The organism is Vibrio sp. 1751 (genome assembly GCF_033339895.1).
GTDB lineage: Bacteria > Pseudomonadota > Gammaproteobacteria > Enterobacterales > Vibrionaceae > Vibrio > Vibrio alginolyticus.
The window spans coordinates 63,333-75,742 of the sequence record NZ_JAWOVM010000003.1; the positions used below are offsets into that span (position 1 = coordinate 63,333).

16 protein-coding genes are annotated in these 12,410 nt (G+C 44.9%); 15 read left to right on the forward strand and 1 reads right to left on the reverse strand.

The window, feature by feature from the left end; translation table 11 throughout:
* The first annotated feature begins 16 nt into the window (after nucleotides 1–16).
* From cydB to R7041_RS02275, 15 genes are all read left to right on the forward strand, one after another.
* Nucleotides 17–1,153, forward strand: a complete 1,137-nt coding sequence (cydB, locus tag R7041_RS02205) for a cytochrome d ubiquinol oxidase subunit II (RefSeq protein WP_006742909.1) — start codon at nucleotides 17–19, stop codon at nucleotides 1,151–1,153.
* Nucleotides 1,154–1,165: 12 nt separating this feature from the next.
* Nucleotides 1,166–1,273, forward strand: coding sequence for a cytochrome bd-I oxidase subunit CydX (cydX, locus tag R7041_RS02210; protein ID WP_000270284.1), 108 nt, complete (start codon nucleotides 1,166–1,168; stop codon nucleotides 1,271–1,273).
* Entirely contained in the window at nucleotides 1,266–1,568 is a 303-nt protein-coding gene (ybgE, locus tag R7041_RS02215; RefSeq protein ID WP_064367990.1) for a cyd operon protein YbgE, read from the forward strand. Before cydX ends, ybgE begins: the two co-directional genes overlap by 8 nt.
* Nucleotides 1,569–1,740: 172 nt before the next feature.
* The gene (gene ybgC, locus R7041_RS02220; protein ID WP_064367992.1) at nucleotides 1,741–2,160 is read left to right on the forward strand and encodes a tol-pal system-associated acyl-CoA thioesterase; all 420 of its coding nucleotides are present in this window, start codon (nucleotides 1,741–1,743) and stop codon (nucleotides 2,158–2,160) included.
* A complete protein-coding gene (tolQ, locus tag R7041_RS02225; RefSeq protein ID WP_005378301.1) occupies nucleotides 2,150–2,848 on the forward strand; it encodes a protein TolQ in 699 nt (232 codons plus the stop codon). The genes ybgC and tolQ overlap by 11 nt, the downstream gene beginning before the upstream one ends.
* Before the next feature lie 3 nt (nucleotides 2,849–2,851).
* Nucleotides 2,852–3,295 carry an ExbD/TolR family protein gene (locus R7041_RS02230; protein ID WP_005378298.1) on the forward strand — a complete coding sequence of 148 codons (444 nt, stop codon included), beginning with the start codon at nucleotides 2,852–2,854 and terminating at the stop codon, nucleotides 3,293–3,295.
* Between the two features lie 13 nt (nucleotides 3,296–3,308).
* The gene (gene tolA / locus R7041_RS02235) at nucleotides 3,309–4,376 is read left to right on the forward strand and encodes a cell envelope integrity protein TolA (RefSeq protein ID WP_042522108.1); all 1,068 of its coding nucleotides are present in this window, start codon (nucleotides 3,309–3,311) and stop codon (nucleotides 4,374–4,376) included.
* Nucleotides 4,377–4,388: 12 nt separating this feature from the next.
* Complete coding sequence (tolB, locus tag R7041_RS02240; protein ID WP_081048878.1) at nucleotides 4,389–5,741, forward strand: Tol-Pal system beta propeller repeat protein TolB; 1,353 nt, start codon at nucleotides 4,389–4,391, stop codon at nucleotides 5,739–5,741.
* Nucleotides 5,742–5,771: 30 nt separating this feature from the next.
* Nucleotides 5,772–6,296, forward strand: coding sequence for a peptidoglycan-associated lipoprotein Pal (gene pal / locus R7041_RS02245; protein ID WP_005378293.1), 525 nt, complete (start codon nucleotides 5,772–5,774; stop codon nucleotides 6,294–6,296).
* A 15-nt stretch (nucleotides 6,297–6,311) separates the two neighbouring features.
* The gene (ybgF, locus tag R7041_RS02250; protein ID WP_064367995.1) at nucleotides 6,312–7,064 is read left to right on the forward strand and encodes a tol-pal system protein YbgF; all 753 of its coding nucleotides are present in this window, start codon (nucleotides 6,312–6,314) and stop codon (nucleotides 7,062–7,064) included.
* A gap of 251 nt (nucleotides 7,065–7,315) precedes the next feature.
* Nucleotides 7,316–8,377, forward strand: coding sequence for a quinolinate synthase NadA (gene nadA, locus R7041_RS02255; RefSeq protein ID WP_064367997.1), 1,062 nt, complete (start codon nucleotides 7,316–7,318; stop codon nucleotides 8,375–8,377).
* 118 nt (nucleotides 8,378–8,495) lie between these two features.
* Entirely contained in the window at nucleotides 8,496–9,539 is a 1,044-nt protein-coding gene (locus R7041_RS02260) for a potassium channel protein (protein WP_064367999.1), read from the forward strand.
* Nucleotides 9,539–9,955: a DUF350 domain-containing protein gene (locus R7041_RS02265; RefSeq protein ID WP_005378281.1), complete on the forward strand. Its 417-nt coding sequence runs from the start codon at nucleotides 9,539–9,541 to the stop codon at nucleotides 9,953–9,955. Before R7041_RS02260 ends, R7041_RS02265 begins: the two co-directional genes overlap by 1 nt.
* An 8-nt stretch (nucleotides 9,956–9,963) precedes the next feature.
* Nucleotides 9,964–10,533 (forward strand): DUF1190 domain-containing protein, encoded by a 570-nt coding sequence (locus R7041_RS02270; RefSeq protein WP_025766906.1) that lies wholly within the window; start codon nucleotides 9,964–9,966, stop codon nucleotides 10,531–10,533.
* An 8-nt stretch (nucleotides 10,534–10,541) separates the two neighbouring features.
* Nucleotides 10,542–11,708: a glutathionylspermidine synthase family protein gene (locus R7041_RS02275; protein ID WP_042522104.1), complete on the forward strand. Its 1,167-nt coding sequence runs from the start codon at nucleotides 10,542–10,544 to the stop codon at nucleotides 11,706–11,708.
* Nucleotides 11,709–11,781: 73 nt separating this feature from the next.
* On the opposite strand, the gene R7041_RS02280 is transcribed toward R7041_RS02275, so the two are convergent.
* Nucleotides 11,782–12,393 carry a YecA family protein gene (locus R7041_RS02280; protein ID WP_005378278.1) on the reverse strand — a complete coding sequence of 204 codons (612 nt, stop codon included), beginning with the start codon at nucleotides 12,391–12,393 and terminating at the stop codon, nucleotides 11,782–11,784.
* Nucleotides 12,394–12,410: the final 17 nt, after the last annotated feature.

A 12,410-nucleotide genomic window follows, 5' to 3' on the forward strand; every position in this document is an offset into this window, starting at 1 on the left:
GTAAGGAGATAACAAGATGTTTGATTACGAAATCTTGCGACTCATCTGGTGGGTACTAATCGGTGTTCTACTAGTTGGTTTTGCAGTAACAGACGGCTTCGATATGGGTGTAGGCGCGCTTGTACCTATCATCGGTAAAAACGACACGCAACGCCGTGTCATGATTAACTCAATTGCTCCTCACTGGGATGGTAACCAAGTTTGGCTTATCACTGCTGGTGGTGCACTGTTCGCAGCTTGGCCTTTGGTTTACGCAACGTCATTTTCAGGCTTCTACTTAGCGATGATTTTGACACTAGCAGCGCTATGGCTTCGTCCTCTGGGCCTAGACTACCGCTCTAAAATCGAAGATCCAAAATGGCGCAATACCTGGGATATCTGTATCTCAATCAGTGGTTTTGTTCCGCCAATCATCTTTGGTGTAGCGTTTGGCAACCTTCTACAAGGTGTACCATTCCAATTGAGTGAGTTCTTGATGCCAACATACCATGGCTCATTCTTTGGTCTACTAAACCCATTTGCACTGTTGTGTGGTTTAGTAAGCTTGTTCATGATTTTGATGCAAGGTTCTACTTGGCTACAAATGAAAACAACAGGCGAAGTGCATGTGCGTGCGCGCAACGTTGCTCAGTTGGCTGGTTTACTGACGGTTGCTGCGTTTGTAGCGGCTGGTTTCTGGATCCAAAATATCGATGGCTACGTCATTGTTGGCGGTATCGACACTAACGCTGCTTCTAACCCTCTAAACAAAGAGGTTATCCGTGAAGCTGGTGCGTGGATGAAGAACTTTGAAAACTACCCACTACTATGGGCTGCTCCTGTATTAGGTGTTGCAATGCCGCTTCTCGCTGTATTGGCATCTCGTCTTGAAAAATGTGCGATTTCGTTCATTACTTCAAGCTTGGGTGTTGCTGGTGTTATCTTTACTGCAGGTTTTGCGATGTTCCCATTCATCATGCCTTCAGACTTAATGCCAAGCCACAGCTTAACAATGTGGGATGCAACGTCATCTGAGCTGACTCTGAACCTAATGACAGGCGTTGCGTTTGTTATGGTGCCAATCATCCTTGGTTACACATCTTGGACTTACTACAAGATGTTTGGTCGCCTTGATGACCAGTACATTGAAGACAACAAAAACTCACTTTACTAAGGAGCATTTACTATGTGGTATTTCGCATGGATTCTAGGTGTACTACTTGCTTGTGCATTCGGTATCATCAACGCTCTTTGGCTAGAGCACTCAGAAATGATGGATAAAGACAGTGAGTAACCTCGCTGCTAAGGTAGCGAAACTTCACGCACCAATGGATAAGACTCTGCTACGAGTCTTATCTCTCATCCTTGGCTTTATGCACGTAGGATTGGTGATGTGGGACCCTGAAGCTTACCATCAAGCAATTGGTGGTTTTAACTCAATCATCGCACCAGCACTGATTTGGTCTGTATGTTCAAGCATGGTGTATGGGGTGGGCTTCAAGCCAAGAAACTGGTACTGGCAAGTTTTGTTTAGTCCTTATTTCTCGTTAGCTATCTTAATTTATCTAACGGCACTTTATTTCATTTAGGCTGAAATATGCTGTAATAAAGTCGGTTACTAAATCATCGAATAAAAGCTAGGTATCTCGCCTAGCTTTTATTTTTTCTACAAATTTCAAAAATATTTCCTTAGCTCGGTACCAATTGCTGTCGCTTCAGTTATAGTAATTACTTTAAAGAATTGAATATATTGGTACTCCCTTGCAAGGCACATCAAATCTCTTTCACTGGCCGATCACCGTGTACTATGAAGACACTGATGCGGGCGGTATTGTATATCATTCTAATTATCTAAAATTCTTTGAGCGCGCACGGACAGAGATGTTACGTGCTAAAGGCATTTCTCAACATGTGTTACTGGAACAAAATATCGGCTTTGTTGTCCGACACATGGATATCGATTTCAACCAAGGGGCTAGGCTGGACGAGCATCTGACAGTCGTAACCCGAGTGTCAGAAATAAAACGTGCTTCTCTGCAATTCTGTCAAGAGTTGGTCAATGATCAAGGCAAGATATTGTGCAAGGCCTCGGTTAAGGTAGCATGTATCGATAATAAGAAAATGAAACCAATAGCTATTCCAACCTTTATAAATTCGGAGCTAACAAATAGTGACTGCTGATATTTCCATTTTAGATCTCTTTCTTCAGGCCAGTCTGTTGGTAAAGCTTGTGATGCTGACGTTGCTTGGCATGTCAATTGTGTCATGGGCAATGATCATCAAGCGCAGCAAAGTGCTTTCTCAAGCATCAAAAAATGCAGAGCAGTTTGAAGACAAATTTTGGTCGGGTACTGATCTTTCTCAGCTTTACCAAAAAGTAAAAGCGCGTAAAGACGAAATTGAAGGCACAGAAGAAATCTTCTACGCAGGTTTTACAGAGTTTGCTCGCCTACGTAAGAGCAACGCAAATTCACCAGCTTACATCATGGAAGGCACTGGCCGCGCAATGCGCGTTGCTGTTTCTCGTGAAGTAGATGAGCTAGAAACAAGCTTACCGTTTTTGGCAACAGTCGGTTCTATAAGCCCTTATATCGGCCTATTTGGTACCGTTTGGGGCATCATGCACGCCTTTATTGCGCTGGGTGAAGTAAAGCAAGCTACGCTGTCTATGGTTGCACCGGGTATCGCCGAGGCACTTATCGCGACAGCGATGGGGCTATTTGCGGCTATTCCGGCAGTAATGGCGTACAACCGCCTAAGCAATAAAGTGAGTAAACTAGAGCACACTTACGCAACATTTTCTGAAGAATTCCACAGCATCCTTCATCGTCAAGCGATGGCTGGCCGAGACAGCGCGGATAAGGAATAAAGCATGGCGGGTTATCAACCTAAAAAGCGAAAAATGACAGCGGAGATCAACGTTGTTCCGTATATCGACGTGATGCTCGTACTGTTGATCATTTTTATGGCGACCGCTCCATTTGTGACTCAAGGCGTCGACGTTGATCTTCCGAAAACATCGACCGCAGAATCTATGCAAGACCTTGCTGGCGAGACTGACAGTAGCTTTATTATCATCGAAATTGATAGCGAGGGTAATTTAGGCCTAAGCGTAAATGATGAAGAAGTTCAGCGAGGTTTGTCGTTGCAAGATGTTATTGTGCGAGTGAAAGCGGAGCGAGAGGTTAAGCCGGATTCACCAGTTGCGGTAGGTGGCGACGCGGCAACACCATATGCCGATGTTGTTCTATTGCTGGATGAACTAAGTCGAGCTGGTATCCCTAAGGTAGGTCTAATGACCGATATCAGGGAATAGACATCAATTATCTATGAAAGATCACAAGAAGAAACCCAACCAATACGCCAAACCGATAGCAATATCGGTTGGTTTGCATGCAATTCTAGTTGCAGCCCTGCTTTGGGGGACGGACTTCAACATGTCTAAACCAGAGCCTACAGGACAAATGGTTCAAGCTGTTGTCATCGATCCAAAACTTGTGCAGCAACAAGCGAAAGAAATTCGCCAGCAACGCGAAAAGGCAGCGAAAAAAGAACAAGAGCGTCTTGATAAACTGAGACGCGAAGCAGAGCAGCTAGAAAAAAACCGCAAAGCTGAAGAAGAGCAAATTCGCAAGTTGAAAGAGCAGCAAGCGAAAGATGCTCAAGCGGCACGAGAAGCAGAAGCTGCACGTAAGAAAAAAGAGCAAGAGCGCAAGCAGGAAGAAGAACGTGTTCGCAAAGAAAAAGAGCGAGCTGCTAAGCTAGAAAAAGAGCGCAAGGAAAAAGAAGAAGCCGTGCGTAAAGCTGAGCAGGAGCGTTTAGCAAAAGAGGCGGCTATAGCAAAAGCTGAGCAAGAACGTTTAGCTCGTGAAAAAGCAGCAAAAGAAGCGGAAGAAAAAGCACGTCGTGAGCGTGAAGCTGCTGAAAAAGCTGAACAAGAGCGCATCGCAAAAGAGAAAGCGGCAAAAGAGGCGGCGGAGCGAGAGCGTAAAGCGAGAGAAGCAGCTGAGCGTGCCGAGCGTGAGCGTAAAGCTCAAGAAGCCGCGTTAGATGATATTTTTGCGGGTCTCGAGGATGAGGTCAGTAAAAACAGTGCTGCGCGCAATCAATTTATTGACGACGAACTTTCTCGTATGTCATCCATCTATACTCAAAATATTCAGCAAAAGCTGATTAAGGATGACTACTTGCTGGGAAAGGAGTGTAGGGTAAACATCAAATTGATTCCGACAGGAACTGATATGATGGTCTCTGGTGTTACCGTTTTGAGTGGCGATACTCGAGTATGTGCTGCGGCAAAGCGAGCAATAGCTCAGGTAGGGACGTTCCCTAAATCTTCAGAATCAGCGGTCAATGAAAGACTAAAAGACATCAACATAACTGTTGCTTTGGACTAAAAGGAATAAGACGTGATTAGACGCCTTTTACTAGGAATGTTTGTACTGCTTAGCAGTATGACAAATGTGGCGAATGCCGCATTAGAGTTGGTCATTACCGATGGTATTGATTCAGCACGACCAATTGCTGTTGTTCCGTTTAAGTGGGAGGGCACACAAGCGCTTCCAACGGATGTTTCTGCTGTTATCGCCTCGGATTTACAACGTAGTGGTAAATTCAGCCCAGTTCCAACGAGCAAAATGCCACAAACACCGTTCAGTGAATCAGAAGTTAATTTTGATGCTTGGACCAATTTAGGTGTGGATGCGCTATTGACTGGTTCAATCAAGCAAAACGACCAAGGTGACTACGTTATCAACTATCAACTTGTTGATATTGTGCGTGGTCAGTTAACAGGTGGGAAGAGTAAGGCGCTTGGTAGTGACGGTGAATTGGTTCTGTCAAAAGATCATGTGCTGTTCAATAAAGTAGCCACTGTTCAAGGGCCTCGTATGCGTGAGTACGCTCACCGTATCTCTGATTTGGTGTATGAACAGTTAACTGGCGACCGTGGCGCTTTCATGACTCGTATCGCATATGTGGTAGTGAACGATAAAGACCGTTTCCCTTACCAACTTCGAGTCGCTGATTACGATGGCTACAATGAGCGTCTGGTTTTACGCTCTAAGCAACCATTAATGTCACCAGCGTGGTCACCAGATGGTAAAAAGCTTGCGTATGTTAGCTTCCAAAATGGCCAAGCAGAAATCTTCATAATGAACATCTACACAGGTGAACGTGAGAAAATTACTTCATACCCACGTCACAATGGTGCGCCAAGATTTTCGCCAGATGGCAATAAGTTAGCGATTGTTCTTTCTAAAACAGGCTCGCTTCATGTTTATACGTTTGACCTTAACACTCGTAAGCTGACGCAAATTACGCGTGGCAGATCAAATAATACGGAACCGTTCTGGCATCCGGATGGAAAATCGTTGATTTTCACATCGGATAGGGGTGGTAAACCACAGATTTATCAAGTAAATTTGGGCAGCGGTTCTATTGACCGTTTGACTTGGCAAGGCAGCCAAAATTTGGGTGGTCAGATTACTCCTGATGGGCGATTCCTAGTTATGGTGAACCGCAGCAACGCAGGATTTAATTTGGCGAAACAAGATTTGGAAACTGGTGCTCTTCAAGTCTTAACTAAGACCTTGCTTGATGAGTCTCCTAGTATTGCCCCAAACGGTGGCATGGTTGTGTATAGCTCGATTTACAACAAGAAAAACGTACTATCGATGGTGTCAATTGATGGTCGATTCAAAGCTAGATTACCGGCAACAAATGGGCGTGTTCGAGCGCCTGCATGGTCACCGTTTTTGTAGTAATAAGTTTGATTAATAAAGGAAAATAAGATGCAACTGAACAAGGTTCTAAAAGGGCTACTAATCGCGCTTCCTGTAATGGCTGTTACAGCGTGTAGTTCAAGCGACGACGCTGCTTCTAACACTGGTGCAGCAACAAACAACAATGGCGCAGTGGAAACAACAGTAGCTACGCCAATTGATCAAAGCGGTCAGTTGACAGAGCAAGAGCTAAAAGAGCAAGCGCTACGTGAAACTCAAACAATCTACTTTGCTTTTGACAACTCAACAATTGCAGCAGATTACGAAGAGATGCTAGCGGCTCACGCTTCTTACCTAAGCAAGAACCCAGCACTTAACGTAACTATCGAAGGTCACGCTGATGAGCGCGGTACACCTGAGTACAACATTGCTCTAGGTGAGCGTCGTGCACAAGCAGTAGCGAACTACCTACAAGCACTAGGTGTTCAAGCTGACCAAATCTCAATCGTTAGCTACGGTGAAGAGAAGCCACTTCTTCTAGGTCAATCAGATGAAGTTTACGCTAAGAACCGTCGCGCGGTTCTAGTATACTAATTCGAGGTAATCCTCATGTTCAGTAACACTAAGCGCGCTGTTGCGCTTACGTTACTGGCAAGTGCAGCGAACTTTGCGTTCGCTGCACCAGCTCCAGTATCCGATCTCAACAGCACATCATCCGTCTCTAAGAGCCGTTCATCTGAAACGGAAGTAGAGCGTCTAGAACGTTTGCTACAAAATCGCAATCGCGTTCAGCTCCAAATGCAACAGCAAATTGACCAAATGTCACAAGAGATCAGTGAATTGCGTGGTCAATTAGAGCGAAATAGCTACGAAATGAAACAAATGTTGCAACGTCAACGTGAGTTGTTTGTCGAGCTGGATCGTATTCGTGGAGAGATAAAATCCGCACCTGCACAAGAAGCACAACCTGTGAAAACAGGTGGTCAGTACACTCCAAATGTTGATGAGCAAACGGCATATCAGAATGCAGTTGACCTCATTCTCAAAAAGCGTGATTACACTGGTGCAATTGCAGCGTTCCAGCAGTTCCAGAAAGATTATCCTGATTCTACATATTCAGCGAATTCTCACTACTGGTTAGGTCAGTTGTACTTCGCTAAAAAGCAGGATGAGGATGCAGTGAAAAGTTTTGCCGCTGTGGTGTCTTATAAAGACTCCAATAAGCGAGCCGATGCGTTGCTTAAGTTAGGCGAAATCGCTGAGCGTAATAACAATGCAGCTCAAGCGAAAAAGTACTACCAACAAGTGGTTGATGAATACCCAGGTAGTGCATCTGCAAAACTTGCCAGCTCTAAGCTGTAAGACGTTATGTTTTAAAAAGGAAGCTTCGGCTTCCTTTTTCTTTTCCATTTTCTGTTGGTGCAGAACGGCTAAGTCGATAGCAATGATGCAGAGCCTCTGACCTTATGTTGCACCGAATTTCGCTACTCGGAAATGCTACCTGTAACAAAGATATACGGCTAGACCGCTAGAAATCCCCGCGACAAGTTGGTTTTTGAAAATTAACGAGGTTACAATACTCGGATTAAAGGAAGTTGCGTAGAGCAAGAGCAATGAGCCATATATTAGATAAAATCGACACTGTTTACCCATTCCCACCGAAACCAGTTCCATTAAGCGAAGAAGAAAAAGCATCTTACATTGAGCGTATTAAAAAGTTACTCAAAGAAAAAGATGCGGTACTTATCGCGCACTACTATACCGACCCTGAGATTCAAGCCCTAGCTGAAGACACTGGCGGGTTTGTTGGTGATTCGTTGGAAATGGCGAAGTTTGGTAATCGTCACCCTGCAAGTACATTGATTATTGGTGGTGTTCGCTTTATGGGCGAGTCGGCCAAAATTCTGACACCAGAAAAGCGCATTCTAATGCCAACGTTGGAAGCGGAATGTTCGCTCGACCTTGGCTGTCCTGCGGATAAGTTCAGCGAATTTTGTGATGCTCACCCTGATCATACGGTTGTAGTTTACGCAAATACTTCAGCAGCGGTTAAAGCCCGTGCCGACTGGGTCGTTACATCGAGCATTGCGCTTGAAATCGTGGAACACTTAGACGCTGAAGATAAGCCAATTATTTGGGGACCAGACCGTCACCTAGGATCGTACATCGCTAACAAAACTGGCGCAGATATGCTGCTTTGGCAGGGTGAGTGTGTGGTTCATGATGAGTTCTCTGCTGATGCGCTACGAAAAATGAAGAGCGTGTATCCAGATGCGGCTATTTTGGTTCACCCTGAGTCACCAGCAAGCGTCGTAGAACTTGCCGATGCCGTTGGCTCAACGAGTCAGCTGATCAAAGCAGCGAAAGAGCTTCCTCACAAACAAATGATCGTTGCGACAGACAAAGGCATTTTCTTTAAAATGCAGCAACTTGTGCCAGAGAAAGAACTTATCGAAGCGCCAACCGCAGGTGCAGGCGCAACATGTCGCAGCTGTGCACACTGTCCTTGGATGGCAATGAACGGTTTGAAAGCAATTGAGAAAGCGCTTAGTGAAGGTGGTGAAGAGCACGAGATTTTTGTTGACGAAGAACTGCGTGTTAAATCCCTTATACCGCTTAACCGCATGCTAGATTTTGCTGAGCAGCTAAATATGCAAGTGAAAGGTAATGCTTAAAAAGTAGGCGTAACTGAAAGTAAATCTCAAAAACCAGCCGAATATGGCTGGTTTTTTTGTGTCTTACTATCAATGAGTTACTATTGATGCAATCAATGAATATCGAGGTCATAAATTTATGGCGGTGTGGTTAGTAGTTAAAAAGTGGCTTAGTTCACACCTTTTTAAATTGAGCAACCGAAGCCTTCTCATCTTTAGTGGCTTATATGTGAGCCTTTCATGGTGGCTGCTGGTTCTCGCTGGTGAAACCGCATTAACAGACAGTTTCGCTAACTTTATCTATTACCTCATGGTTACGGCGAGTACGGTGGGTTATGGCGACCATTCTCCAGTAACAGATTTGGGTAAATGGGTTGTCGTACTATTTGTAATCCCCGGCGGTTTGAGCTTATTCGCCGCATTATTGGGGCGTGTCGCTGGAGCAGCGATGGACTATTGGCGAGCGGGTATTTTAGGAAAACGGAGAGTAAGAGTGGAAAACCATATTGTATTGTTGGGCTGGAATGGATCGAGAACGATGCACCTTATTCGCATGTTACAACATGAAGAAGAGGGAAAGCGTCCGATTGTTTTATGCAGCCGTTCAGAAATAGAGAACCCGTTACCTGGCGAAATCAGTTTTATCAAAGTGACCAGTTATACCGATTCGCAAGAGATGAAAAACGCCAATATTGCCCAAGCCGCTTGCATTATTGTGGATAATCTCTCGGACGACATTACCTTGTCAGCCGCTCTGTACTGCGCATCTGTAAACCCTTCCGCTCATTTGGTCGCTTACTTTAAAGATGAAGCGCTCGGCCGACTTCTAAGTCAGCATTGCCCGAAAGCGGAATGCATACCTGCTGTTGGCGCAGAAATGTTGGCAAAAGCGGCGGTTGACCCGGGCTCAAGTGCGCTTCATCAGGAGCTTTTGGCTTCAACACGAGGTATGACTCAATACTCAGTTATTTATCCTGAGGGTCAGTCTGCCACCACTATTGAGAATCTCTTCGTTTTTCTCAAAAGACGCCATCATGCCACGCTGATTGCTTTTGATATTGGCGATGGTATTCAACTCAACCCAGATTTAGATGCTGAAGTACCCGCGAGTACCAAGCTGTTTTACATTGCAGATGAACGTATTGAAGATTTTGCCTGGAAAGAAATGAACAAGGAACAATAATGCACATGATTGCCGGCCTGTTAGCAGGCTTCCCAAACTTTTTACTCTATTTCTCTGTTTCTATTATTTTTGTATTGGCGTTTAAGTTCATCTACGTCAAGTTGACGCCATACGATGAGTGGCATCTGATTAAAGAAAAACAAAATACAGCAGCAGCGATTGCGCTAAGTGGGGCCTTCCTTGGTTACTGTCTCGCGATTTCGGGGGCGGCAAAAAACTCGGTCAATATCGTCGATTTTATGGTGTGGGGCGTTGTTGCAATGCTTGCTCAAATTATCGCATTTGCAATTGTACGCTTTATTTTACTTCCGAAAGTGGCAGAGCGTATCGAAAAAGATGAACTGCCAGCCGGTATTGTATTAGCCGCAGTTTCTGTTTCGGTCGGCGTATTGAATGCCGCTTGCATGACTTACTAGGAGGAACGATGAAGCGGAGTTCTAACGTTAAACGTTCTTCCATGGACAAAAGCTTAAAGCTTGGGAAAATTCTTCCCTTTGCTGCCTTTGGTGGTATTTTCTTCTTTGCTACGTACGAGTCAAAAACAGAAGGGTACATTTTTTCTGATGCTGATGAGTGTAAATCTAACTCGCCTGAGTTTAGTGAACAGTGTGACATTGCATACCAAGAAGCTTTAGCTCGTGCCGAACAAAATGCCCCTCGCTACCGCAGCGAGTTCGAATGCGAGAATGATTTCTACGAGGATGATTGTTACTACAGTTCCAGTTCCCGAGCTTATGTACCTAACTTTGGCGGTTTTTTTTACAGTCGCTCATTAAGCGGGTTGAAAGGTTATAACAAGAGCTATTACTCAGAGCCGATGTACCGTTATAAATCCAAATTCTATAATGGAGCAGGACAATTCTTTGGCTCCTACCGAAATCAGCCGACCAAAGTTGCGACGAATAGCCTTAATAAACGTGGTGGCGGCACCATTGGCAGGGCGATGTCTCGAGGCGGGTTTGGTAAAGCGGTGTCGGTCAGTCGAGGCGGTTAAAAAGCACTATGTTTCGACGAGAAATACAAGAGCGCGAAAACTGGCGTGAATTAGCACGCCAGTTTGGTTTTGGTTTCCATACCATGTATGACCAACCGTATTGGGATGAGAGTGCTTACTATCAATTCACGCTGGAGCAAATTGAGCGCGATATAGAAGCGCCCACTGAAGAGCTGCATCAGATGTGCCTGGCTATTGTGGATGAAGTCGTTCGGAGTGAGCGGTTGCTGACGCAATGTGCGATCCCTGAATCTATGTGGGAGCAGGTCGCTTCTTCATGGAGACGAAGCGAACCTTCGCTTTATTCGCGGCTGGATTTCGCGTACAACGGGACCTCGCCAGCAAAATTACTGGAAAACAATGCGGATACGCCAACCAGCTTGTTTGAAACTGGCTTTTGGCAGTGGGTGTGGCTAGAAGATGTTGTAAATAAAGGTCGAGTTCACCAGAGCGCGGATCAATTCAATATTCTTCAAGACTTTTTGATCGAGCGCTTTGCCGAAATAGCAAAATACCAACCAGGACAAACACTTCACTTTAGCTGCTGCAAGTACACTGAAGAAGATAAAGGGACTGTCCAGTATTTAGAGGATTGCGCGCGAGAGGCAGGGTTAGCAACGGCATTCGTGCATGTCGAAGATATTGGAGTTACGGAAGATGGTCTGTTTGTGGATGCTGACGACAGAGCGATTCGTTGGATGTTTAAGCTTTACCCTTGGGAGTTTATGTTTGAAGAGGAATATGCGAAGTACTTAGCGACTGCGAACGTAAACTGGTTAGAACCGATGTGGAAGTCGATTCTATCCAATAAAGCACTTTTACCGTTATTGTGGGAGCGCTTTCCTAATCACCCGAACCTTTTGCCCGCTTATTTTGCTAACGATTCAAAAGCGAACACTATGAGAGATTATGTCATCAAGCCACTATTTTCTCGAGAGGGCGCGAACATCGAGATCGTCATCGATGGAAAACGTTTTGTTAAAACGTCAGGGCCTTATGAATCTAAATTCAATATCGTCCAGCAATACCATCCACTACCTAAGTTTGGGCACAACCATACGTTAATTGGCAGTTGGTTGGTCAATGATAGAGCTGCCGGTATTTCGATTAGGGAAGACAGTAGCTTAGTGACTCAAGATATGGCGCGGTATATTCCACATGTAATTTTAACATGATCAAAAAAGCTCTCCATTTGGAGAGCTTTTTGTCTATTCAGCCGTTCAATCTTGATGGTCGACAGCGTTGCGTCTATTGTTCTTCAGCTAATGCAACACCGCGCTGGGTAAGACCACATAACATCACTGGCATTGCATTGAAGATCTCTTCAAACTGCTCTAAGCCTTCCATACCTTGTTCGGCCAATGTTTCAATGGTTGTTTCTGGGTCGTAAAGCATAGTAAGAGAAAGTAAAACACCACCGAGTAGGGCATTATCTTCGCTATCCTCAGGCATCAACGTTTCCCAGTCATCACGCGCAAGTTGCCAGCCTTGTAATACACCTTCACAGAAATCGCGAGCCTGACTTGTTACAATGTCTTGCTCATCTAGCGCGCACCCTGCAGGCCACTGCCAAGTGCCTTCTAGGAGAGCGGGACGAGTTTGGTTCCACATTTGTACAATCTCGTCAATGTACTGCTCTAGTTGTTCACCGTCAGTAAATGGCGCTGTTTCTTCTCCACCCCATAAGAATGGCAACCACTCTTGAGGCATTAATACGTTTGGCGCTGCAGCCATCGCTGTTACAAAGCCTTGAGTTTTTGCTAGGTTTAGTAGTTTACCGTCAAGTTCTGGGAGAGAAAGGATGTCTTGTAGTTTCAAAATAGAATACCATTTGTTAATGGGCTGGTTGATTGCGCTCATCTTACCAATCAATTAGT